General features: G+C 37.9%; 18 protein-coding genes and 2 pseudogenes. 15 read left to right on the top strand and 5 right to left on the bottom strand.

Going from position 1 to position 26,123, the window contains the following annotated elements:
- The first annotated feature begins 231 nt into the window (after positions 1–231).
- The 6 genes from J7E63_RS21650 (at position 232) to J7E63_RS21625 (ending at position 9,822) form a co-directional block, all read left to right on the top strand.
- The gene (locus tag J7E63_RS21650) at positions 232–3,870 is read left to right on the top strand and encodes a glycoside hydrolase family 3 C-terminal domain-containing protein (RefSeq protein ID WP_215016310.1); all 3,639 of its coding nucleotides are present in this window, start codon (positions 232–234) and stop codon (positions 3,868–3,870) included.
- 119 nt (positions 3,871–3,989) lie between these two features.
- Entirely contained in the window at positions 3,990–4,703 is a 714-nt protein-coding gene (locus J7E63_RS21645) for a DsbA family protein (protein ID WP_215016302.1), read from the top strand.
- Positions 4,704–4,849: 146 nt separating this feature from the next.
- Entirely contained in the window at positions 4,850–5,941 is a 1,092-nt protein-coding gene (gene xylF, locus J7E63_RS21640; protein ID WP_215016294.1) for a D-xylose ABC transporter substrate-binding protein, read from the top strand.
- A gap of 184 nt (positions 5,942–6,125) precedes the next feature.
- A complete protein-coding gene (locus J7E63_RS21635; protein WP_215016287.1) occupies positions 6,126–7,646 on the top strand; it encodes a xylose ABC transporter ATP-binding protein in 1,521 nt (506 codons plus the stop codon).
- A complete protein-coding gene (locus tag J7E63_RS21630) occupies positions 7,643–8,815 on the top strand; it encodes a sugar ABC transporter permease (RefSeq protein ID WP_374193775.1) in 1,173 nt (390 codons plus the stop codon). Before J7E63_RS21635 ends, J7E63_RS21630 begins: the two co-directional genes overlap by 4 nt.
- A 35-nt stretch (positions 8,816–8,850) precedes the next feature.
- Positions 8,851–9,822: a Gfo/Idh/MocA family protein gene (locus J7E63_RS21625; protein WP_251033669.1), complete on the top strand. Its 972-nt coding sequence runs from the start codon at positions 8,851–8,853 to the stop codon at positions 9,820–9,822.
- Between the two features lie 477 nt (positions 9,823–10,299).
- Here the strand turns inward: J7E63_RS21625 and J7E63_RS21620 are convergent, their stop codons facing one another.
- Positions 10,300–11,646: a family 8 glycosyl hydrolase gene (locus J7E63_RS21620; protein ID WP_215016272.1), complete on the bottom strand. Its 1,347-nt coding sequence runs from the start codon at positions 11,644–11,646 to the stop codon at positions 10,300–10,302.
- Between the two features lie 563 nt (positions 11,647–12,209).
- Positions 12,210–13,709: an MFS transporter gene (locus J7E63_RS21615; protein WP_215016263.1), complete on the bottom strand. Its 1,500-nt coding sequence runs from the start codon at positions 13,707–13,709 to the stop codon at positions 12,210–12,212.
- 646 nt (positions 13,710–14,355) lie between these two features.
- Here J7E63_RS21615 and J7E63_RS21610 point away from each other — a divergent pair.
- Complete coding sequence (locus tag J7E63_RS21610) at positions 14,356–15,564, top strand: ROK family protein (RefSeq protein ID WP_215016257.1); 1,209 nt, start codon at positions 14,356–14,358, stop codon at positions 15,562–15,564.
- A gap of 69 nt (positions 15,565–15,633) precedes the next feature.
- Here J7E63_RS21610 and J7E63_RS21605 read toward each other — a convergent pair whose 3' ends face one another.
- Positions 15,634–16,617, bottom strand: coding sequence for a glycoside hydrolase family 43 protein (locus tag J7E63_RS21605; protein WP_215016250.1), 984 nt, complete (start codon positions 16,615–16,617; stop codon positions 15,634–15,636).
- Between the two features lie 549 nt (positions 16,618–17,166).
- Here J7E63_RS21605 and J7E63_RS21600 point away from each other — a divergent pair.
- The 4 genes and pseudogenes from J7E63_RS21600 to J7E63_RS21585 all read left to right on the top strand — a co-directional run.
- Positions 17,167–17,724: pseudogene (locus J7E63_RS21600) on the top strand (FGGY-family carbohydrate kinase); the annotation flags it as partial.
- A 30-nt stretch (positions 17,725–17,754) separates the two neighbouring features.
- Positions 17,755–19,139, top strand: a pseudogene (locus tag J7E63_RS21595) (glycoside-pentoside-hexuronide (GPH):cation symporter).
- 34 nt (positions 19,140–19,173) lie between these two features.
- The gene (locus tag J7E63_RS21590; RefSeq protein ID WP_215016243.1) at positions 19,174–19,419 is read left to right on the top strand and encodes a hypothetical protein; all 246 of its coding nucleotides are present in this window, start codon (positions 19,174–19,176) and stop codon (positions 19,417–19,419) included.
- Positions 19,420–19,985: 566 nt separating this feature from the next.
- Positions 19,986–21,119, top strand: a complete 1,134-nt coding sequence (locus J7E63_RS21585; protein WP_215016235.1) for a GerAB/ArcD/ProY family transporter — start codon at positions 19,986–19,988, stop codon at positions 21,117–21,119.
- A gap of 96 nt (positions 21,120–21,215) precedes the next feature.
- Here the strand turns inward: J7E63_RS21585 and J7E63_RS21580 are convergent, their stop codons facing one another.
- Together J7E63_RS21580 and J7E63_RS21575 are read right to left on the bottom strand one after the other, a co-directional pair.
- Positions 21,216–22,382: a Ger(x)C family spore germination protein gene (locus tag J7E63_RS21580; protein WP_215016228.1), complete on the bottom strand. Its 1,167-nt coding sequence runs from the start codon at positions 22,380–22,382 to the stop codon at positions 21,216–21,218.
- Positions 22,379–23,977 carry a spore germination protein gene (locus J7E63_RS21575; RefSeq protein ID WP_215016221.1) on the bottom strand — a complete coding sequence of 533 codons (1,599 nt, stop codon included), beginning with the start codon at positions 23,975–23,977 and terminating at the stop codon, positions 22,379–22,381. The genes J7E63_RS21580 and J7E63_RS21575 overlap by 4 nt, the downstream gene beginning before the upstream one ends.
- Before the next feature lie 71 nt (positions 23,978–24,048).
- Here J7E63_RS21575 and J7E63_RS21570 point away from each other — a divergent pair, with 71 nt between their 5' ends.
- From J7E63_RS21570 to J7E63_RS21555, 4 genes are all read left to right on the top strand, one after another.
- On the top strand, positions 24,049–24,393 hold the full coding sequence (locus tag J7E63_RS21570) for a hypothetical protein (RefSeq protein WP_215016214.1): 345 nt from the start codon (positions 24,049–24,051) through the stop codon (positions 24,391–24,393).
- Between the two features lie 183 nt (positions 24,394–24,576).
- Complete coding sequence (locus J7E63_RS21565) at positions 24,577–25,161, top strand: TetR/AcrR family transcriptional regulator (RefSeq protein ID WP_168243595.1); 585 nt, start codon at positions 24,577–24,579, stop codon at positions 25,159–25,161.
- Positions 25,162–25,181: 20 nt separating this feature from the next.
- Positions 25,182–25,523: a DMT family transporter gene (locus J7E63_RS21560; protein WP_215016206.1), complete on the top strand. Its 342-nt coding sequence runs from the start codon at positions 25,182–25,184 to the stop codon at positions 25,521–25,523.
- 1 nt (position 25,524) lies between these two features.
- A complete protein-coding gene (locus J7E63_RS21555) occupies positions 25,525–25,839 on the top strand; it encodes a DMT family transporter (protein ID WP_215016200.1) in 315 nt (104 codons plus the stop codon).
- Positions 25,840–26,123 lie beyond the last annotated feature (284 nt).

The following is a 26,123-nucleotide window of genomic DNA, read 5'->3' as shown; positions in this document are numbered from 1 at the left end:
AATTTTAAATTTGATATTATTGAAAACGTCTTCAAAAATCATTTTCTACTATTCCACAGGAATGCGTGATCTGAAGGCTATGAAGATGTATTCAACTTGGTGGTATTGATAATTGGAGTAAGACAAAGAGTCAAGAAATCCAGGTGAAAGACCTATATTAGGAATCTCCCGGTTAAATGGAGGATACTCCGTTAACCAGGTTGATATAAATTTTAAAAGGAGAATGAATGTATGAGTAAGCTAAAAAAAATGCGTAAGCGAAAAAAAACCTTATCCTTGCTACTCACTGCTGGCCTTGGTCTAAGCTTATTTAGTAGTTTACCAGTTCAGGCATCTAATGATGGATCAGCAGGGACAAAACAGAATTTTTCAGTGCAGGCTTCTAAGGTTGTATCAAAACTGCCGATTTATCTGGACAAATCTTACTCTTTCCAAGAGAGAGCTGCGGATTTAGTTTCCCGCATGACGCTGGAAGAGAAGGCTTCCCAGATGGTAAGCAGCTCAGCACCTGCTATTCCGCGACTTGGTGTTAAAGCCTATGGATGGTGGAATGAGGCACTTCATGGCGTAGCCCGTACTCAATACAATCCAACCGGTAACGCCACGGTATTGTATAACACAACATCCTATCCTATGGACCTTGCCCTGGGTTCTACATGGGATCCGCAGCTAATGTATAAGGAAGCTACAATGGTTTCCGATGAGGCTCGTGAAGTGGCGCCAGAAAACACTCTTATGCTCGATTACTGGTCACCAACAATCAATCTGGCTCGTGACCCGCGCTGGGGAAGAAATGATGAATCTTACGCAGAAGATCCATACTTAACAACACAAATAGCTTCACAGTTTGTTAACGGTATGGAAGGTAAAGACATGGATGGAAAGCTGCTGCCCGAGAGCAAAGGATACCTCAAAACGGTAACTACAATTAAGCATTATGTAGCTAACAATAGTGAAGTCAACCGTTTAAACGGTTCATCAAATGTAGATGAACGTTCACTAAGAGAGTACTATTCTGCACCTTTTAAAGGAGTTGTACAGAAATCCAATGTTAGTTCAGTAATGACAGCTTATAATCGCGTTAACGGAATACCAGCATCAGCCAATGTTCACACAATGGATACACTCCTTCGTCAAACGTTTGGATTCTCTGGTTATGAGACATCTGACTGTGACGCCGTTTTTGAAATTTCAAATCCAAATGGCGGCCATAATTGGACTCCACCAGGATGGACGCGCCCTGTAAATCCGGTAGAAAGAACCGCTTTTTCGATTGCAGCCGGTGAAGATCTTAACTGTAACGCAGGCTACAGTGATGCATACAGCTTTGCTAACACTGTACCAGATGCGGTTTCACAGAAAATTGTAACTCCGACTGGTACATTCTCAGAAAATGATGTTGATACAGCTTTAATCCGTCTCTTTACAGCTCGTATGCAGCTTGGAGAATTTGATGATCCAAATAGTGTTCCATGGGTTAAGGAAGCACGTGACCGTGTTCCAGAAGGTACATGGACTAATAGTAATGACAATAACGCCATTACAAAGACTAAAGAAAGATTAGACATGGCCCGTAAGGTAGCTGATAACTCATTAGTTCTGTTGAAAAATAGTGAAACCACACAGAAAGACGGAAGTAAAGGAAAGCTTCTTCCTCTTAAGGTTCCAGCTTCCGGTAGCTTCAAGGTTGCTGTAGTAGGCTATTTTGCTAATCCTGACAAAATGTATCTTGGTGGGTATTCAAGTGATCAAGGCAGTGCAGGTATCGCCAAAATGGTAAATGCTTATAATGGTATCAAAAATGCTATAACAGCTATAAACCCTAATGCTGAAGTCACTTACTACAAGGGCTTTACTGATCAAGGGACCACAGCAAAAGACCTCAAAACAGTAGATACAGCTGCTGTAGAGGCTGCAAAAAATGCTGATGTTGTTATTGTATATGGTGGAACTGACAACACTACTGCAGACGAAGCTGGGGACCGTCACGACCTGACTCTTCCTGGAGCACAGGCTTCATTAATTGATCAAGTTGCTAAAGCCAATCCAAATACAATTGCAGTTATGGAAACGATTGGACAAGTAGAAGTTAATTCATTTGAATCGGATGTTTCTGCCATGATTTGGAGCTCTTATAATGGTGAGCGCAAAGGTGAAGCTCTGGCGGATGTTCTTTTAGGCAAACATAATCCAAGTGGACATATACCATTCACTTGGTATCAAAGCAGTTCACAACTTCCGGCAATCACTGATTATACATTAAGACCTACAGGAGATAATCCTGGTCGAACATATATGTATTTTAACGGTCCTGTTTCCTATCCATTTGGACATGGTCTCAGCTATTCAACATTTAAGTATTCAAATATAGATATTAGCAAGAAAAATCTTCGGGCTAATAACACATTTGATGTAAGTGTTGATGTTACTAATACTGGAAAGACAAAAGGTGATGAGGTTGTTCAGCTTTATGTGAACACACCTGACGCAAAAGCGGAATTACAACGTCCAATCAAGCGTCTGGAAGGCTTCCAGAAGGTCTCATTGAATCCTGGAGAAACCAAAACGGTTACCATGACTGTTAAAGTTCCTGATCTTGCTTTCTTTGATGAATCACAGAATAAATATACAGTAGACCAGGGCCGTTATGGTATTCAGATTAGTACATCAAGTGCTGATGCTGATATCCAGCAGCAAGAGTTCATAAATGTACATGGAAACTTGAATCCTGAACTCAGTGTTGTTACCGTAAAGCCTATTCAGGAAGGTGACAAAGAGGCTGATATCCCTAGCCGTGTAATGTATGAAAAAGGTAAAGTAGTCTTTCCTCAAGTTACTGCAGCAATGAACGACGATAGTCTATATGGATATATTTACAAGAATAATGGCAAGTCATTACCTGAAGGAATGACATTAAAATACAGCAGTAACCGTCCTGATGTTGTTTCCGTTGATGGTAATGGGGTAATAAGAACTGTTAATGGCGGTGCAGCCACCATTACTGCTACTGCAAGCTATCATGGCGTTAAAAAGTCTACTCAATTTGTTGTGTATGTTAAGGAACAAGGAGAGTTAGACGGAATCAATGTTGACGGTAAACAGTTAACTGGATTCTCCGGTGATCTTTACAACTACTCAGTAAAAGTACCAGATGGCACTAATACTGTTCCGCAAATTTCAGCAATCAGTCATGATCCGAATGTGAAAGTAAAAGTAACTCAGGCAACTTCCATTCCGGGTACGGCTACTATCGTTACTCAGCAGGGCGATTTTTCACAAACGTATAAAATTGGCTTCGGACGTGCGCCGATTTCCGCTGATTTTAAGTCCGGTACACTAGGTAACCAATGGTCAATCCTAAATGAAGATAAAAATAATTACAGCTTGACAACTGACGGATTACAGATATCTACACAGCCAGGCAATATTGAAGATGGATCGGTTAAGAATTTGTTCCTTCAGCAGGCTGCAGGCGATTGGCAGTATGAGACGAATGTCAAACTATCAGCCACACCTTCAGCCACACAAGAGGTTGGACTTACTGTATATGATGATAAGAATAATCATATCAAGCTAACCTACGGAACATATGCAGGAAGGCCAGCTGTAAACCTCATCCGGTCTATCGATGGAGGCCAGATGCTGTTTAGAACAAGAAATGTAAACGCAACAAATATAATTTTCCGTCTTGCTAAGGTAGGAAGCCAATATACTGCGTATTATTCAACTAATAATGGAGCTACATTTACATTGCTGGGTACCGCCCCAATGTCATTGGCCAATCCAAGGGTCGGCTTAATCGCTACCAACGGATCATCAAACGCAGCTGGTCCTATAAATGCAGTATTCTCATATCTTAAAAACTATTAATTCACAGCTAATCTAGCATTAACGTCGATGAATCAGCTATTGGTAGATTCTCTTCCAATAGCTGATTCATTTAATGTATTTTATTAGAATAGAAGCCCAGGCAGTTGAGGTGTTCTAAAATGGCTAATCAAAAAAAAGGTTCTAACAATACTTCTGCGAAGGTTATATTCTGGATGGTCGGTTTAGTGGCAGTCATCATTATGGGGTTTATTTTTTTAGCCCCTCATAAAAGCCAAAATTCGACAAGTCCAAAAGTTGAGGCCTACAAAGGAAAAAGTTCAGCACAGATTGATTATACAAATCAGCCTTACTTAGGAAAAAGTTCAGCACCCGTTTCGATTATTGAGTTTGGAGATTATAAATGCCCATACTGTAAAATGTTTAATGAAAAGGTAGTACCAATCATTAAACAAAAAGTAGATAAGGGTGAAGCGAAATTATACTTTATAAATTATTCCTTCATTTATACTGATTCGACTCGAGCGGCAAAATTTGCGGAATCCGTTTATGCTGTACTGGGAAATAAGACATTTTGGAAATTTCATGATCTCCTTTATCAAAAACAATCTGAGGACACCAAATATGAAAAAATGGATATATATGATGGAAAATTTCTTACAGAGACATTAAAAGAAATTGTCAGTGATGAGGATGTAAATAAGGTTGTTCAATATTTTGATTCGAAAAAAGCGGATGCTGCTTGGCAAAAGGATATGGATCTTGTAAATACACTGAATGTAACCGGTACTCCTACCATTTTCGTAAATGGTAAGTTGGCAAAGACAATGGATGATTTAATAAATATGGTGGATAAGGCGGCAAATGAGAAATGAGATGAATTAATAGAAAACAAGAAAGGAAGGAAGGAAAGAAAAATATAAAAAAATTCTAACAACTTAGTTTATATAATGGACAAACTAACGAAGTGATGATATATTATTTTTGTAAATAAAAAAAGTTAAATTAAGGAGGTAACAAAATGAAGAAGTTGAAAGGTATAATCACTAGCTTATTGGTAGTATTGCTAGTCGGAATGCTGGCTGCTTGCGGAGGTCAGGATCTTGGAAGCAAAAATGTAAGCGGCAACAAGGATGGGGGCAAACAAGGCAGTAAAATTAAAATTGGTTTATCTGTTTCAGACTTAACGCTGGAAAGATGGCAGCATGATAGAGATATCTTTGTTGATGAGGCAAACAAACTTGGTGCAGATGTTGTAGTACAATCCGCAAACGGTGATGAGGCTAAACAATTATCGCAAATTCAAAATATGCTTTCACAAGGCATTGATGCTCTTGTTATCATTGCGATCAACTCGGATTCATTATCTCCGGTTGTTGACCAAGCTAAAAAAGAAGGTATTCCTGTTTTAGCATATGACCGTTTAATCAATAACGCTGATGTTGATGCATATGTTTCCTTCGATAATGTTCGCGTAGGGGAAATGCAAGCTGAAGCGTTGGTTAAACAAGTACCTAAAGGCAACTACTTCCTACTTGGAGGATCTCCAACAGATAACAACGCAAAAATGTTCAGAGACGGTCAAATGAACATCATTAAGCCACTTGTTGATAAAGGTGATATTAAAGTTATCGGCGACCAATGGGCAAAAGATTGGGATGCCAATGAAGCTATGAAAATCATTGAAAATGGTTTAACTGCAAACAACAATAAAATTGATGCAATTGTCGCTTCAAATGATAGCACAGCCGGCGGTTCAATCCAGGCTTTAGCAGCTCAACATTTAGATGGAAAAGTTGCTATTTCAGGACAAGATGCCGACTTGGCGGCAGTACAACGTATTGTAGAAGGCAAACAAACAATGACTGTTTACAAGCCAATCAAAACCATCGCAACAGAGAGTGCTGATGTTGCTGTTCAACTTGCCAAAGGTGAAAAAGTTAGTACAGACAGTACAGTAAATAATGGGAAAGTTGATGTTCCATTTATCAAGCTTGATCCAATTATGGTAAATAAAGATAACGTGATGGACACAATTATTAAAGATGGTTTCCATCCTTATGATGATGTTTACAAAAACGTTCCAGAAAATGAGCGTCCGGCAAAAAAATAATCCTGTAAAAAGGAAGATAGGGGGAGCTATAATCCCCTTCTTCTTATTAAAGAATAATAGATTTAAAGTTTTGGAAGAAACTATCTAGCTGAGAGCGTCTTTTCTCTTTTTAATCAGTTGACACAGGTTTTTGAAAAGAGGTTTTGAATAAGGCGTTTGTGCTTTTCTTAGGAGGTTACTTGATATGGAAGCTTTTGCGCTCCAAATGCAAGGCATTACGAAAGAGTTTCCAGGTGTTAAAGCGTTGGATCATGTAACATTTTCAGTGGGTAAAGGAGAGATACATGCTTTATGTGGTGAAAATGGCGCTGGGAAATCAACATTAATGAAAATATTAAGCGGTGTATATCCCAACGGAACATATAACGGCAAGATTTTGATAAATGGAAAGGAAGTCTCATTTAAATCGATTAAAGAATCACAATTGGCCGGTGTTTCCATTATTTATCAGGAACTGGCGCTGGTAGGAGAAATGTCTATAGCGGAAAATATTTTCCTTGGTCATGACTTAATGAGAAGGAAATTAATTGATTGGAACAAGATTAATACCGAAGCCCAAAAATGGCTGCAATATATTGGATTGGATATCGATCCTGAAACCAAGGTAAATCAATTAACGGTTGGAAAACAGCAACTAATCGAGATTACAAAAGCATTGACTCACAATACTGATATTTTGATCTTGGATGAGCCGACTGCTGCGCTGACAGAAAGCGATGTTGAAATATTAAAAGGAATCTTAATGGACTTAAGATCTAAAGGTGTTACATGTATTTATATCTCACATAAGCTTGGGGAGGTAATGGCTTTAGCAGATAGTGTAACAATCCTTCGCGATGGTCAGACAATCGGTACATACCCAATTTCAGAGATGAACGAAGATAAAATTATCGCGAAAATGGTTGGAAGGGAACTCACTGAATTGTTTCCTTATGAGCCACGCAAGATTGGCGAAACAGTGTTAGAGGTGGACAAATATTCAGTTTTTGATAAACATACAAACAGAACGATTATAAAAAATGCTTCATTTAAATTGAAAAAAGGTGAAATACTTGGTATTTCAGGATTAATGGGTGCCGGACGGACGGAGCTATTTACAAGTTTATTTGGAGGTCTTCCGGGTAAAAAGCAGGGCCGGGTAGTGATCAATGGGAAGGAAACCAATATCCAAAAACCTGCCGATGCGATTCAAGCCGGTTTAGCCTATGTTTCAGAGGATCGAAAAAGATATGGACTTGTTCTGGGAATGGATATTGCGAAGAACTCTACATTAGTCGCCCTTAATAAAGTTATAAAACTTAATGTTATTGATAGCGCGCTCGAGGTTAAGAAAGCAGATGAAATTACTAGAAAAATGAAGCTGAAAGCACCAAACCTTGAGGCGAAAGTAAGTCAATTAAGTGGAGGAAACCAGCAAAAAGTAGTTTTAAGTAAGTGGATTCTAAATGATCCTAAAATTCTTATTTTGGATGAACCTACTAGAGGGATTGATGTTGGCGCCAAATACGAAATCTACAAGATTATCAATGAACTTGCCGAGCAAGGAGTAGGAATTGTCATCATTTCTTCTGAATTGCCGGAAGTACTTGGAATGTCTGATCGAATTCTTGTCATGTCTGAGGGAGAGATCACGGGAGAATTCAGCCGTGATGAAGCTACACAAGAAAAAATAATGGCTTGTGCTACTGGAGGGATAAAGCTGTGAACAGTCAAGTATCTATAAATAATCAATCACAAGTAAAAAAAGCAGCTGGAATTAAAATGAAATTTGATATTCAATCCTACACATTAATCATTGCGCTTGTTGTGATAGCGATTATCTTTGGAGCTTTTACCGGTGGTGAATTCTTATCATCACGAAATCTTTCAAACTTATTTACCCAAATGGCTGTTATGTCTGTTCTGGCCGTTGGAATGACATTGGTTATTGTTGCCGGTCATATTGATTTGTCCGTTGGTTCAATCGTAGGTTTAACCGGTGGTATTGCAGCAATGTTACAAGTATGGCAAGGTTATAATACGGTAACTGCTGTTCTGGCAGCAATTATTGTGGGTGCTGTCATCGGTTTATGGCAGGGCTGGTGGGTTGCTTTTCGTAATGTACCTGCGTTTATTGTTACATTGGGTGGCATGTTGATTTTCCGGGGGATTTTGATTGGAATCAGTAAAGGACAAACAATTGCACCATTAAGCAACAGTTTTGGTCAAATTGGGAGCAGCTTTATTCCATATGTTGTTGGTTATATATTAGCCATAATCGGAGTTGTTCTTCTGTTCATTTCAAAAATACGCTCAAGAGCAAAACGGCAATCCTTAGGTTTAAATCTTTCTCCTGCCTTTCTTGATTATGGAAAAGTCACGGTTTATTCAGTTTGTATTTTATTCGTAACTTATATGCTTAACCGCTACCTTGGAATTCCTGTACCAATGTTAATTGTTGTTATCTTAGCCGGAATATTTCTGTTTGTATCACATAAGACATCATTTGGTAGATTCACATATGCAATTGGTGGCAATGTGGAAGCTGCCGCACTATCAGGAATAAATATCAAACGAACTCTTTTATATGTCTTTATTTTAATGGGAGCTTTGGCCGGTGTAGCAGGAGTATTACTAACAAGCCGATTGAATGCAGCAACTGTTAGTGCAGGAACATCATATGAATTAGATGCCATCGCTGCTTGTGTTATTGGTGGTACAAGCTTAATGGGTGGTAAAGGAAAAATCGTTGGTGCCATAATTGGTGCGCTGATCATGACAAGTATTGATAATGGTATGAGTATGATGAACATCGAGGCGTTTTGGCAATATATAGTGAAAGGGCTTATCTTAATTTTTGCAGTATGGATGGATGTATCCAACCAAAAAAGATAATTCATTTCGTAACAATATTTTTAGGAGGGGTGGACTTGCGAAAAGTTCGTTGGGGGATTTTAAGTACTGCTGAAATTGCAAGAACGCAGGTAATTCCAGCTATCATTCAAGCTAAAAATTCCGAAGTGGCAGCAATCTCAAGTTCCAGTGGCCGCGGAAGTGAAACAGCATTAGAATTCGGTATTCCCAAATTATACAATAGCTATGAGGAACTGTTAAACGACCCGGAAATTGATGCTGTTTATATCCCCCTTCCCAATCACTTGCATAAACATTGGGTAATTGAAGCAGCAAAGAAAGGAAAACATGTCCTTTGTGAAAAACCGGCAGCTTTAAATGCTGAAGATGCAACCGAAATGGTCAATGTTTGCCGTGAAAACAATGTTAAATTCATGGAAGCGTTTATGTATCAGTTTCATCCACAGCATCAACGGGTCAAGGAAATTATTGCTTCGGGGAAAATCGGAGAAGTTAAACTCATGAGATCATCCTTTTCCTTTCTTCTGGAACAAAAAGACGGAAATATTCGAATGGATAATGAAAAAGGCGGCGGAAGCCTATACGATATTGGAAGCTACTGTATTCACGCGATTCGTTTTATTTTAGATTCAGAACCGGTAGCAGTAGAAGTCCATGGAGAAATGGATTCTAATACCGGAGTTGATCTGTCAGCGGTGTGTGTATTAAAGCTTGAAAATGGGGCTAAAGCGATTTTTGATTGTAGCTTTGACATGGCTTTTAGAAATGAATATGAAATTATCGGAACAAAAGGTAGAATCATTGTCCCGAGAGCTTTCCGTCCGGATATTAATGGAGGAGAAGGTATCATTATTGTTCAAAACGATTCAGTTGAAACAATGGAAAGAATTCATGGATATTTATATTTGACGGAAATCGAGCATTTTTCCAATGCTATATTGGAAGATTCCCCTATCATGTATACCGGAGAAAGTATAATAAAAAATATGCGTGTGATTGATGCATGTTACCAAGCCCTAATAAATTAAGATTCTGAATTTCGTTACTATGACAGTCATTTTTTATCCTGATGGTCACGAAATCAATATGCGGAACTCACTTTTTGGTATCCCCAAAAAGTGAGTATTTTTGTTTTAAAATCAATTTTTTATGTCAGCCAAAATAGAGCGTAGAAATGACTAAGGTAAAAGTTGGAAAGTAGTGTCAATCAGGGGAAGGAATAAATCGGTGAATGCAATACATTTATTTGGACTACAATGCAAACTTCTATTGAAGAATTATGATTCATATCCAAGATCCATTAATGAATGTGAGAAGGGTAAAAGGAATCTTTTATAAAATGGACTACATTATATGTAGTGAGTTTTTACAACAGGAAAAAATTATATAGTTAAAAATCGTGTGGAAATGAAAAACATTCCACACGTTTTTTTCTTTAAAACATGATAAGTAGTGTCCCCATTCAATGAAAAAACACAGTATTTTTGATTGTTGAAAATAAATAACTATTTGGATAAATTCCGGTGATCAACTGGGGACCACCAAATTTGGAATTTGCCACTATCGTATAGCATTCCCAGCATGTATAAAAGTCCATCATAATAGCGCGCGTGACCGGATGGAATATCAGTATTCCAAAGTTGATGAACGAATTTCAGTTTGTTGGCATTAGTTGCTGAGATGGCAGACGTTGCATTCATTGACACGAGGCCCGGTGAGTGTTGCTGTGGTTCATACCAGACCAAATTTGTATTTATAGGGGTCCCATCGAGATGGTACCGGCTATTATAGGTGTCCATTCCTTGACTCTCAAAAAAGTTTTGCAGTGTGTTGGAATATTGAGTCTGCCAAGGCTTTACTCCAAACCATGCTGCGTCAACATTCGCATTTGCGATGGCGCGCCAAGCGTCTTCGTTAAAGTTGTCACTATATCCATCGGGGCCAGCCCCTTCCCAAGGCGCCTTATAAGGTGTTCCGTCGAAATTAGAGTAGCATGGAGCCAACCCCGTCTTTGGGTTTGCTGCCTTTTCCAGGAGTTGTTCACCTGCTAAATAGGCTTTCTCCCAGAGATCCTTGTCTTTCGGATTTACTGAAGCAAAGATCCTATAAAATGCCGGCAAGCTGTAGGATGGATCTGTGAATCCGATTGAACCTGGCGGGGAGAATGTAGACAAGTATGTTTTCCTGTCGAACATATCAACTCCACCGGTGTCGGAATTATGCCACATTGCATGCAAAATTTGTTTTGCTTCCTTTTTGTAATTGTAAATCCCTTCTCCATTTCCCCAACGACTTGAAGCAAAAGCTAGTGCCGCAGCAATCCATTGGTCACCATCAGGAGCAATGCCTTTACTGAGGATGGTACCATCTGGTTTAGTGTGCCATGCAAAAAAGTCTTTTGTCGGTCCACTTTTAATTTGCATGTATGTTTTCGCATAGTTCCATAGGGCGTTAAATTCCTTTTGATGATTGAGCTGTAATGCAATCATCATGGCATAGCCCATTCCCTCGGTACGGACATCTTGGTTTCCGATATCCTCTACATACGCCATGTCAGGAGTAAGTTGGTAGTATATCGCTTGACCATCATAGCGATTGGGTTCTGATCCAGGATTGCCATGAAACAACTGTTCCCAAGCGGCATTAATTCTTGCGTCAATCTCTTTTTGTGTATATCCTGCTTGAGCAAGCAAATTAGGATACACTCCGGTTTGATAAGCTCCTTGCGGGTCGTTTCCGATTCCCCAGGATGTTTTTTGTACTGTGGTTGAATCTGATGCAAATGCACTTGTAGGGACAAGTAAAGCAGCTACTGAAAGAATTGAAACACCTATTTTAGCTATCTTACGCACACTAAACACCTCCAAAAATTTTTAGTTGTTAAATAATTAGGTTTTTAATATGAATCGATGTAAACTATCACCCCCGGCAAAAACGCTTTTATATTTACTTAGTTTGTATAACGTACAAACTAAGCAAAGTACTATATAATTTTAATAATTCTGAATCTTTTTATCAATGGGAAATCCGAATCATTTTCTTTGGAATTCTCATAGTCTAAAAGTTTGGAAAATATTAGTACTTTTGTATTGCCGTAATTTGGTAAGATGGAACATTGTCACCAGGCTTCCTTTAATGAATAGAAAAACTACTGCTAGATGAAATATTACAGAGGATTTGAGTTTAGTTGCCAAGGTTAAATAGATAGAGGGTCATGGTTCTGCAGACTTTGATTTGGTCAAAGCAGCAAGGTCTTGAAAGGATAGTTTTAATGCGGAGGGATTCTCGCTTTGAGGGTCGGTAAACGCAGCCTAGCATGGCTTAAGGCAGGCCAATTCATATCATTTGTACAAACCCACTCTTTTTCATCTGAGTGGGTTTGTATTTTTTATAGAATCTATTTATGACTCACAGTTCAGATGGTTTTTGCTTTGGCACGAGAAGCATCGAGTTGCTTATTGATATCTACGACGTCTTTATCTGAAAGCGGGTAAAAAGCCATAACAATCATTGAAACGATAGCAAGCGCTGCTGGAATCCAGATAGCTGTGATATTGATACCGGAAAGAGCACTTGCTGTTTGCTTCGCAGCATTTCCATCAAAACCGTAAGCCGCAAGGAACCAGAGCGGAATGGCACCACCAAGAGTGAAGCCTATCTTGAAGAAGAGACCCATGATCGCGTTGATGATAGCAGCGTTACGTTTGCCAGACTTCATTTCACCATAAGAGACAACTTCAGGAACGAGTGCCCACATGAAACCAGTTGCTGAAGTAAGCCCCCATTGTTTGATGAAGGTTGAAACATAAGCAAGGAAGAGTGAATCATGCATGCCATCTAACGACCATACCCAAGTAAGGATTTCCCCAACAACAAACATACCAAGGAAGAAATGGAAGAATCCCTTTTTACCAAAGATTTTCTTCAATTTTGGCCAGAAGACTGGGAAAGCGATACCAGGGATGGAGGCGATGAGACCTACTGCACCCATCCAGTCTGAGTGGTTGACCGTGTATTGGTTAAAGAAGCCATTCACTGTATTCATGAAGAACATGAAGGTGAAAGCAAGCATAAAGAATAGACCTAGAATAACGAGTGGTTTGTTGTTCTTCAATTCAACGAACAGGTCGGTAGCTTTCACTTCTGCAGATTGCTCCGCAGTTGCGACAACGCGTTCTTTTGTAAGACGGTAGCAGAAGAACAACGCCACAGCGCCAAGTACCATGTAAACCATGTAAACCCCAAACCAAGCGTGACTTGCAGATACATCCGTATAAGTACCCATGTTGAGCTTGAGACCAAAGAAACCTGTGTCTTTGGCTGAACGGTCTAATGGTGCTGCCATTTGGACAAACATTGGAAACAGTGTGTAAACCAAGAGGTTAGCAATGTTAGCCAGCATCATACGAGTAGTTGTGATTTTATCTACGGATTCAGGGTCACGTGTGAGTGAAGCATTCAGTGAACCGTAAGGAATGTTAACCACTGAATAAACCAAGTCGAGCAGGAAGTAAGTGATAAAGGCTATTGGCACTGAACCACGAATGGCTGGAATTGGAACAAAGAGCATCGCTGCTAAGATAATAAGTGGAATACCTGCAATCAGAAGCCAAGGACGATATTTTCCGTTCTTGAATGTATGTTTATCGACGTAGGTACCAACCATCGGATCCCAGAATACGTTGACGATACGGACAAACAAGAAGATGAACCCAGCTGCTGCCGTACCAATGGCATTAACAGTAGTCAGATAGAGAGCCAGGAATCCTCCGACTGTACCAAATACGAGGTTTTGGGCAAAGTCCCCAAGACCGTAACCGATCCGTTCAGAAAGGCTGAGCTTATGGTACTCGTTTTGTTGTATGTTTTGTGTGTTTTTGTTCATTTGTTTAACTGTTGATTCCATTAAAGCCATGTCACAATCTCCTTTTCAGTTAAATTATAAATCACTTATCCGCTTACATTAATAGATATTGGTAATATAGTCTCTTTGAAAAAATGAGCCTCTCAAATCTTTTTTAGACAAGAAATTAGCGTTAACCGCTTTCAGAGATGGTTAGAAAATTGGAAACCCTTTTAACAAACCCCATAAAAATAGGTAAACACTTTATAAAGTGAATTGCTGCATTCACTACCTATCTAGAAATATTTCATTATAAGTAAAGTCTTATTTATTGTTAAAAAACAATCATTTTCCTGCTTAGTTTGTTTACGTAGATAAACTAAGAAGATGTTTTATATCCTAAATTTTAATCATCCTATACAAAACTTCAAATCATGCAGCTGGTAAAAATATTGCGTTTATTTTGCTTTAAATCCGTTTTTCACCTCTTTAACTAGTAATTTCATTTTGAAACCGTCTACACTTTATTATTTAAAAAAATAAAACTATTTTAAACTTTGTTTGTTTATCGGATAAACCAAACTGTGAGTTTATACTACCACATGTTTTTTAAATGAACAATATACAAGTTTATAAATTTTTACGATATAATAAAAAATAATTAAGTAAAGGAATAAATACATTGAATCGATAAACAAATAAAGAGAGGAGGAGACTCGTGAAATTAGCAGATCAAAACTATATAAAATTGCATAGCCAACAAGTTATTCTGAGTACCATTATTAATCACTACCCGATTTCCAGGGCAAAACTCTCGGAATTAACGAACCTGAACAAAGCAACCGTTTCTTTGCAAACGTATTCATTAATCGAAAAACATCTCGTTTCCGAAATTGGGGTGGGAGTATCGAACGGGGGCCGAAAACCTATAATGCTAGTTTTTAATAAAAATGCTGGCTATGCTATCGGAGTTGAACTTGCTGCCAATTATATTTTAACGATTTTAATTGATTTAGAGGGAAATACGCTTTTCTCTGACCACTTTGAATTTGTAAACGAGTCAATGGAAGCGCTTAGATCAATTTTAATTGAAAGAATTAGGCTGGTGGTTGATCATGCACCGGAATCACCGTATGGCATTATTGGTATCGGAGTTGGGGTACATGGTGTTAATGCGAATGAAACGGTAGTATATACTCCCCATTCAAATTGGAACAAAGTTGACTTAAAAAATTTGCTCGAAGATCATTTTAACTTTCCTGTTTTCATTGAAAATGAAGCCAATGCCGGGGCATTTGGCGAGAAATTGTATGGTACCCTAAATAATTCCGATAACAGCATTTATGTAAGCGTGGGAACTGGTATTGGTCTGGGGATGATTGTAAATAACGAACTTTACCGTGGGTCTGATGGAGTTTCAGGAGAAATGGGACATATGACAATTGAATTCAATGGAAAAAAATGCGGCTGCGGAAACCAAGGATGTTGGGAACTGTATGCATCTGAAAGTGCATTTTTCAATAATCTTTCCAAGATAAAAAATGGAGGGGAAATGACACTTAAAAAGGCCAAAAAGATGATTCTGGAAAACGATGGGGATATATTGATGGAAATAGAAAAATTCGGTTATTTTTTAGGAATTGGTTTAACGAATATGATCAATACTTTTAATCCAGATTCGATTATCTTGAGAAGCAACTTGATTGAGGCTAATCCAATCATTTTAAAGTCGATTAAGAAGGCGGTTTCAAAAAGGTTATCAAGGTACATACCGCTAAAAAATGAGATTTTTATTTCCCAACTCAACAGAAATGCTGCCGCCCTCGGAGCTGCTTCGTTTATGATAAAAAGGTTTCTTGTGGATTCCAAAGATTTCAAATTAATGAAAGATGGATTTGTGTCCTCCACTTTCAGGAAACAGTGTTAGTAAAAAAGACCTTGAAGGCTTATAAGCATTTTCAAGGCCTTTTTATTATCAACTATCAACTTGCTATGCTCAGTTTGAGTATGGATCGATTGTTTGAATGGTTCCGTCTTCATTGTATTTTAGTTCGGTATATTTAACACAGCGTTTATGGTCAACCCCGTCGGACAGGGAGCAGTCATGGTAAAATAAATACAATTTATCCTCGAATTGAACAATCGAATGATGGGTGGTCCAGCCGATGACAGGGGTCAGGATTTTCCCTTTGAAAACGTACGGACCTAGAGGATTTTCGCTGATTCCATAAACAATGCTATGGGTCGTACCAGTAGAGTAAGAAAGATAATATTTCCCATTGTATTTATGGGCCCATGGGCCCTCAAAATATCTTCTTTCCTCATCGCCGGCAAGAATTGGCTTGCCATTCTCGTCTACAATTGATATTTCTTGCGGTTTGTCCTTAAAACTAAGCATGTCTTCAGTTAATTCTGCTGCCATTGGTCCTAACGCCGGTTGTGATGGATCAGGCCCTTCTGCATCAGGAATAAATATACCTGTCTGCCATTTTTCTAATTGTCCACCCCAAAGGCCGCCAAAATACACATATGCTCGGTTGTCTTCATCCACATAAACTGCGGGATCAATGCTAAAGCTTCCTGGAATGTAATTTTCTTCAGCTTTGAAAGGGCCTGCAGGATTTGAGCTGGTCGCAATACCGATTCGAAAGATACCATCCTTATCTCTTGCTGGGAAATATAAATAATACTGGTTATTTTTAAAAGCAGCATCTGGTGCCCACATCTGCTTACTAGCCCAAGGTACATCTCGAACGTGAAGTGCTTCGCCATTATCTACACATGGTGAATTGAAATTATCTATCGACAAAATATGATAATCTTCCATTGCATATTGATCACCATTATCATTTGTAGGGCCATCATGATCAATATCATGGGAAGGATAAATATAAAGCTTCCCTTCAAATACATGTGCAGAAGGATCTGCAGTATAAATATGTTCAACCAAAGGTTCATTTGGTTTTACGATTTTTTCCATGTTCTATTCCCCTCTGAATTACGTATTTTAATTGGCTCATAAAGATCATGCATGCAAACATCACAATCATCAGTACTATCATGTCCGGGGGTGAACGTTGGCATGTATCCAAAAAGACGCAAAATAGATATGCTGATTAGGTAAAATTTGGTCAAATTGACAATAAACTGTTCTTTCGTATACATTAGTTAACGATGATTTGTTTGAAGTAACCGCAATTCATTATTGGCTATATTAAACCATTGAACAGGTGAGCCCGAACAGATAAAATATCTTGGATTTGCCTGGTGATTACATACTATCAGTTGGAGTTAAAAGGAAGGCTCTGTTATAACTGATTGTTGATTCCACTGTGTTTGAAAAATAAACGGTAAAAATCCGTTTAAATTGGGAAATATCCATATTTCCTTAAAAATAAAGGAATTTTTTCCGTTTATATTATCCAAATCTTTGGATTTTGTCTTATTTAGAGCAGTTAATCAATCGTAATATCTCCGCTTATATCTGCTTTTTAAGCTTCCTCTATATACATTAGCCGGAATTTCTCCGCAAGAAGGATTTGACCAATTTCTTCAAGGGGTGGATACTGTCCCTGCCGGGTCTAAAGGTTTGCTGTTTACCCCTTATTTAGTAGGAGAGAGAACACCCCATGCGGATTCATATATTCGTTCAAGTTTTATAGGAATTGATACATCACATGAGAGAAAACATTTTGTTCGCTCCGTTTTAGAAGGAATTACCTTTTCTTTAAATGAATCGATTGAAATTTTTAGGAACAACGGTAAAAAAATTGACTCCATTGTTTCGATCAGCGGCGGAGCAAAAAATGAGACATGGCTGCAAATGCAGGCGGATATTTTCGATGCCAAAATTGAAAAACTCGCAAGTGAACAAGGCCCGGGAATGGGAGCAGCGATGCTGGCAGCCTATGGGTGCGGTTGGTTCTCATCATTAAAAGAGTGTGCAGAAAAATTTATTCAAACTGCGAAAACGCATGTTCCAATTAAGGGAAATGTGGAAATGTATAAAAAACTATTTGCTATTTATCAGGATATTTATATGAACACGAAGGTGATTAATAGACAGTTAAAAGACTTTAGAAAATAGAATCTAATTCTACTGCAAGGAATGGTGAAGATGACTCTGAAGGAAAAGGAAGTCTATAACAGGAATAATTCAAGCGAGAAAATTTACTTTAAAGAGAAAATTGGATATGCTTCCGGTGACCTCGCATGTAACTTGATTTACCAAACTGTTTCGACCTATCTTCTGTTCTTTTATACGGATGTGTTCGGCATTTCCGCAGCTGCAGCAGGTACAATGTTTTTAATTGTTCGGGGAATCGATGCGATAAGTGATCCATTTATCGGTACGCTGGTTGATAAAACCAATTCAAGGTTCGGGAAATTTAGACCCTACCTATTATATGGTGCATTTCCATTTGCGTTATTAGCCATCCTTTGTTTTACAACTCCTCAGTTTTCAAGTGGAGGTAAACTCATTTATGCCTATATTACCTATGTTGGCTTATCGATCACCTATACTTGTATTAACGTACCTTATGGTGCACTTACATCCGCTATTACACGTGAAAGTAAGGAAGTGGTTGATTTAACTTCTGTACGTATGTTTTTTGCGAATCTTGGCGGTGTAATCGTTTCGTTCGGTGTTCCATTATTAGCAGGTGCAATTGGCAGCGCAGCTGATTCAAAAAAAACAGGCTGGCAAATAACAATGACCATTATGGGTGTTGTCGGTGCCCTATTATTACTTTTCTGTTTTAAAAATACAAAGGAACGTGTAAAAGTAAAAGAAGTCCAGGGCAAAATTAAGTTTGCAGACATCTTTGAACAATTTAGAGTAAATCGTCCATTTGTTGTTCTATGCACCTTTTTTATTCTCATCTTTGGTATTAACTCCATTAGTAATTCAGTTGGGATTTATTATATTACATATAATGTGGGACGTCCCGATTTGGTGAAATGGTACGGATTATTAGGCAGCCTGCCAGCATTAATCCTCATGCCATTTCTCCCTGTTCTGAATAAAAAATTGGGGAAAAAGAATTTAATGAGAGTATCTTTAACGATAACAATCGTTGCAACTCTGGCTTTACTAGTCATTCCGGCCACAGCGGTTGCTCCCATATTAATTGTGCGATTATTAGCTGCAGTAGGCAGCCTCGTTGCCGGTGGTTTTATGTGGGCGCTTATTCCTGAAACCATTGAATAGGTGATTACAAAACGGGTAAGCGTTTGGGGGGATTAATTTATGCTATGATTGGTTTCTTCTTTAAATTTGGAATGGCGCTGGGTGGAATTGTACCGGGATTGGTTCTTCAACAATTTGGATATGTTGCCGGTCATTCTCAAACTCCACATGCTTTAACGGGGATATTAATTACAACGGCAGTCATCCCCGCTGTATTATTAGCTGTATCCATACTAGTTATTAATCTCTATGAACTGGATGAAAAGAGATATGGTGAAGTGATTAAAGCTTTAGAAATGAGAGACAGGTAGCTAGCGGACTTATTAATATGAAGGAGAGTTGACCATGGATAAAGAGCTTAAGAAACTGACGATTGATGCGGAAAAATTTGCCTACACAGTTTTATCTTCTCATCATGTTGAAAGTGGAGTTCCTGAGGACATAGCAAAAAAACAATTAACCCTTTATCTAACCGCTTATTGGTTAGCAGAAAGGTTTAATAAATTAGAGGCTCAATCTTTTGAGAATATGGAAAGAAGTGGGTATGAAGAATTTATGCTGAAGCTTTCGGGACTTAGGGCATTTCGATAAATTTTATTTATAGGAATTGCTGCAGCTTTGCTGACAAACGGCAAGTCGCGATCGTCCAATTATGTATCCAAATGAGGAGTATGATAACAGAGTTTTTAAGGGCAGCCAAAATCGTAGTATTATTTTTTGTTTTTGGTAATGGGTATAGGATATTCCGCCTAAGACAATGACCAGTAAAACGCAGACTATTATAAAGAAGGTCTTTTTCAAGCTCATTTCCCTCTTTCGGTTAGTTTAATTCTCATTCCGGATGACCATAAGGGTATAGGGATTTTAGTTACATTATTTAAGGAGACTTACCTGTTTATGATTATAGTGCAATTAAAAAACAGTGTTCTAACTGGGAAGCCACGCAGTAGATATACAATATCCGCTAATTCTTATTCATTCCAAGCCCCTTTCCATGGGACTTTTATTTTTTTACATGCCACCCAAATATTTAAGGGAACGGTCCGGCAAGCTATGTTTAATCAAAAAGCTCTTTGTCTAAAATAGTTTATTGAATGTCCCATTATATTTCCTTCTTAAAATCATTTCTTATCAAAACTCAAGGTGGCAATAAAAGAATGATTCAAATCACCAAAATTCAATTATTTATGCTCATTATGTTATTTGAAGTGGGAAGCACAACCCTTTTTGCGCTTGGAATAGGTGCTAAACAGGATGCTTGGCTGGTTGTTTTACTAGCTTTCTTTATCGGAACAGGTCTGATATGGGTATATACACAAATCCCAAGAATTTGTCCTGATCAAAATTTTTCCGAAATTCTAAATGCGGCAGTAGGAAGAAAATTAGCCATTCCTTTGTTGATTATTTACGGAGCCTATTTTTTGGACAGTTCTAGTTACAATTTTTATGAATTTGGAGCACTGATTAAACTGACGGCGCTACCGATTACACCTCTTCTCGTTATCCTTTATTTTTTTATGCTGGTATCGGTCTACATCCTATCGTTAGGCTTTGAAGTATTAGCAAGAACTGGTGAAATTTTATTGCCAGTCTTTATTATTTTTATGGTTACTATTTATATTTTTACCATGTTTTCGGGGCAATTTGAAATAAATGAATTACTGCCTATTTTAGGAAATGGAATTAAACCGCTTTTAGGAAAAACCTTACTCGACGTTGTGTTATTCCCTTTTGGCGAGCTCGTCGTTTTTATTATGTTTTGGCATTTTGTAAATAAGCAGGAAGGCATACGGAAAATTACCTATCTGGCTGTGGCGCTTTCAACAGTCCTAATCATCTTTTCAATCATTATCATGCTTGCTATTTTGGGGCCAGATCTCACAGCAAATACTGAAGTTCCATTATTGCAAACGATCTTATCTATTAACATCGCTGACTTCCTCACGAATTTAGACTTATTAGCCGTTTTAATCATGTTTATCGGCGGCTTTTATAAAATGAGTTTGCATTTTTACGGCGGTGTCCTTGCTATTATCTGGATTTTTAATATCAAAAATATACGACGGGTGATTCTTGTTTTAGGGCTGATCTTCCCGATTTACAATAATATGCGATTCGAAAATATGGCCTATCACCGGTGGCTTGGTTTTGAGGTTCACACGTATGTGATGGCCATGATCAACCTTTTAAGTGTTTTATTATTTATTGTTATTTTTCTAAAGAAAAAAGTGATCATCTCAAAAAAGAGGAGAAAGAATGATGGTAATCCTTCAAATAATCAGGAAAGCTGATTTACTAAGTAACTTTATATTATTCGGAAGTTCCATGTTTATTTTGATCTGTCTCCTGTTGATTGCTTTCCATCTGTTTACGTTAATATTTAAGCGTTAATTTTTGGCTTGGAAAGGTCCCCGCATTAACCCGGTAGAGTTGATTTTAAAATGAACATTTACTGTATAGGGAACTCTAGCAAACCGTTCATTCCAATCATTTTTCACTTGATTCCATATCTTTGGTTCTTCTTTGTTTAAAGCTCTTCCAAAACCAAAAATATCAGAATGGAATTCTTTTTGCGCTATTTCTATAGCTAATTTGATATCTTTTTCTATTTGCTTGTTCATTTTTTCTTCAATCTTCTTCATATGTTCAAGTTTTTTTGTATTGTCTTCAAGTGAAGTAATAACTTCCTGTTCCGTGATAATCCCTTCACCTTTAACGCTAATGGTAAAAGAGATTTCATTTCCTTTCACCGTGGGCTTAATGGTTGTGTCTGCTTTTTTCACTTCAACCGATTCATATCTGCCTTCATTTACAGGGGAGGGGATGGATACCGCTCCCGATTCTACTTCACTCTTGCACCATCGATAGCCAATTGTTTGATGTTCAGTTAAATAGCCAACTAATTTATCCTTATTAAAAACAGCTCCGCCGGACAATTTTACATGTTTTTTTGAAAATCTGTCTTTTTCAAATTCTAACACCCCAACTACGGGCTCAATTCCGCTTCCGATCGATTCTTTATAAAAATTAAGCAGATTGATTTTAGTTGCTTTTAACTGAAATTTCGTATCTTCAAACATATCTCTTAATCGTAATGCAGGGATGGGTTCGATTCCCCCTGTATCTGATTCCAGAATTTCTCTTGCTTGTGCATTCTTTGCTATACATACGAACACATAGCCCCGGATTTCTTTCCCGCGCTGAAAAAAGTCAAGAACTGACAACAGACCTTCTTTTGCCAAGTCTTCATCGATTAGAATGACTTTATTGTGAGCATAAAATCCTTTACGGTCGAATTCTAAATTTGATTTCCTTATGGCTTCAAAGATGGTCTTTCCCGTTGTAACTACTTTTTCAACGGGCTTTTCAGTACTAGGCGATTGTGTACTTAGTGCCTGAGGTCTTAACATTTGAGTGGAAACAATAAATTCCCCGGAATCCGGATCTTTATCAACGGCAATACCCAATACGATTCCCAGTTGCTTTAATTCAGTCCGATCCCAGCAACCTGTCAACAGCAATAAGCAAGTACAACAGATAACCGCCTTTTTCACGTCTGTCCCTCTCTTTCATCCTTATTCGGAATACTAGGTTTGTTGCCAAATCCGGATCTTTTAGAATTATCCCGAGTGATGGATTGCGGCCGAGAATTAAAAAGCCAAAGGGGCAGGCGAATAATCGAATCCTTCCATTCACTCCAAATAATAGGCGCATGAGGTGCTAAATAGGGGGTGCCAAAAGACCTGAGAGAACATAAATGGCCCAGCAACATCATAAAACCCATTAATATTCCATATAAACCCAACGTACCCGCTAATATCAGCAAAAGAATTCTCGATAAAATAATGGCATCATTAAATGCAGATACCACAAACCCGGCAATCCCTGTAATGGCAATACCCATCACCATGGCCGAGCTGACCAAACCTGCTTGAACGGCTCCTTCTCCAATGACTAAGGCACCAACAATGCTGATCGCAGAACCTACAGGCCTGGGCATCCTTACTCCTGCCTCTCTTAGAAGTTGAAAGACGATTTCCATTAACAATGTTTCAATAAAGATAGGGAAGGGGACACGTTCTTCCCCAGCAGCCATTGTTGCCAGCAAGAGTGACGGAACCATCTCTTGATGATAGGTGGTAAGGGCGATATAAAAGGGCGTGGCCGCAACAGCAATGAATAGAGCTAATAATCTTAGTAATCGAATTAAGGAGGATAAATAAGGCCGGGAGTAGTAATCCTCTCCGACTTGTAATCCCTCTACAAATAGAAAGGGAACGGTCAAGACAAATGGTGTACCATCACAGAGTATTGCCACTCTTCCTTCCAGCAATTTTGAAGCAACTTTATCAGGTTTCTCGCTATTTCCAACAGTTGGAAAAATTGAAAAAGGGCTGTCTTCGATAAATTGTTCCACATATCCTGATTCCAATATGGAATCCACATTGATATGCTGCAGCCTAGTACGTACCTCTTCCACAACCTTTTCATTGGCAATCCCTTCGATGTAGCCCATACGAATATTCGTTTTGGTTTGTTCGCCAAGCTTTATATTTTCAAACTTTAGACGGGGGTTGTTAATTTTTCTGCGAATTAACGCAGTATTGACCCTTAACACTTCATTAAAACCTTCGCGAGAACCTCGTACACTTGATTCAGTATCTGGCTCAGTTACATTCCTTGTTTCAAAACCTTGAGTACTCACGGCGAGTGCTGAATCAAATCCATCTATAAAAAGAACGGTTTTTCCGGTTAAGACACTGTCAATAACTTGATCTATCTTTTTTAGCTCTTGGATATCTGCCGTGTGAAGAATCCTATTTCTTGTAATGGTAAGTAAACTGCTTTGATCAAAGTGTTGAGTTGAAAAATGGGGTTCCATTAACGGCTTTAAAATATGTGAATTTATATAATCATCATTCACTAATCCATCTAAATAACAAATGAATACCTTATACGTCTTTTGGTTCAAAAACTCAAACTCTCTATAAAGGATATCATCCGTTTTTCTAAAAATATTTTTTAATAAAGAAAGGTTTACTGCCAAGCTTTTATCAATATATTCGTCAGTAGTAACAACCTGCTTATTGGGTTTAGAGGATAGATTTTGAGGTGCGATTTTCTTTAATGATTGAAATAAACTTCGCATTTAGTTGCCTCTTTCAGTTTTTAATTAATTTGATTCTGTTATTATTTGTAAACGGATAGAAATCATTCCTTTTGCCAACTACGGAAAATAAGAAGAAAACACGAGAAATACAAAAGGAGATGCCGAACGGAGATATAGTTGGTGGAGTTCCAGAGGAGAAATTAAACTACAAATTATATACATTAGATGAAGAAGGTAAGTTAAAAAATAAATCTTTTAAGTTAAATGAACGTGACGCTTTACAAACTGAACTACTTAATTCTGGTTTTGTTGTACCTTATTCGATTGGATATTACACAAACGCTTGGGAAGGTTATCCTACATTATTTTTCCCCTTATTATTTTCATTTTTAACTTTGATAGTTGTATTTATATTGATACTTGTCTTTCTCCCAATTAGAAAAGTAAAGAAATAAAAATTTTCGAATTATTTCATATAAAGGGTCTTTACAAAATTAAGGGTTGCAGATGCAGCCCTTTTCTTAATGAACGAACGGGGCAGTTTAGTTAAAGTAGGATTAGTGAATAAATCAATAATAATTGACTAGAAATTAGAAAAATGTTAAATGTACCTTACGACTGTTCGGAAGGATGATAAAATGACCTCAGATCAAATTAAGGAAGTTTCTTTAAAGCATTTCGCAAAAAATGGATATGAAGGTGCGTCGTTGGCACATATTGCCGAAGATGTAGGGATTAAAAAACAATCTATTTATACTCATTTCAAAGGGAAGGATGAACTGTTTTTACAGCTATGCAGGGATGCGAGTGAGAATGAAATAAGATTTGTAATTAATTTTATAGAAATTAACAAGACTCGACCTATAAAAGAGTTCTTATATGATTTTCTTTTGCAAAGCATTGACCGATATGGAAAGAATGATTCTAGTAAATTTTGGATTCGTACCGCTTTTTTTCCGCCGAACCATCTCAAAGAAATGGTGATGAAAAATGCTTATGAATACCTCGATAAGTTAGAGGAACTTTTGATTCCGATTATAAAAAAGGCTATAGCAGAAGGAGAAATTAGTTCAATAATCGATGAAAAACGAGCTACTGCTGCATACTTAGGAATTTTAGATGCCATATTTGTTGAAATGTTATATGGTGGTCCAGAACGCCTTTTGAAGAGATTTGAAGCATCTTGGTATGTTTATTGGCACGGACTTTCAAAGGAATTATGACAATTATTGAGGGAAATTAGATGAATCGAAATTGGGTATTAGTTATACTAGCTGGTCTTATTGAGGTTTTGTGGGCAATAGGATTGAAGCATTCTAGTAACTGGCTTTCTTGGACTGGTACTGTTCTACTCTTATATTTATCATTTGCTATACTAGTTAAGGCGATAAAAAGCCTACCCGTTGCTACAGTTTACGCAATCTTTACGGGAATAGGGACAGCTGGAACTGTTGTAGTAGAGATGTTGGTATATGGAGAAGCCTTTAGTTGGACGAAAGTATTATTTATTCTCTTGCTTCTGTCTGGTGTAGTAGGTTTAAAACTTGTTACAACTGAATCTAGTGAGAAAGAAGGTGCTGTATAAAATGGCTTGGGTGTATCTCATACTGGCTGGAGTTTTTGAAGTGGTTGGAGTTACAGGTATGAATAAAGTAGCCAAAGACAAAAACTTACAGTCATATATGGTACTGTTTCTTGGATTTATACTGAGTTTTGGCTTTCTGAGTTTAGCAATGAAATCCCTGCCTATGGGAATATCCTATGCCGTTTGGACAGGGATTGGGACTGTAGGTGGAACAATTATTGGAATGCTTTTTTATGGAGAAGCAAAAGATTGGAGACGGATTTTATTTATAGGGATGATTTTAGTAGCCGTAGTGGGCTTGAAGTTTACCATATAAAATTCTATAAGATAAAAAAGTCGATTTACTACTAAGTTTGTGAAAAAATGCACATAAACTACCATGAAAATAAGTTTCTTCAAGATTAGAAAAATGGCAATACTTAAGAAGACCCTAATCAATCGTTAAAAAAAAGAGGAGAGCGATAATTAAATAAGTCTATGGATTAGGGTTGACTGGATTAAGGTCAGTATCAGTATTGACACTTCCTAACCATTTTCATTCTCTGTGGTGCAGCGCTGATTTTGTGCTGCATGGATGGCTACCATGAAAATTAACTTCTT

Source organism: Bacillus sp. ISL-75 (assembly GCF_018613095.1).
This window is presented reverse-complemented; position numbering and strand designations above follow the sequence as displayed.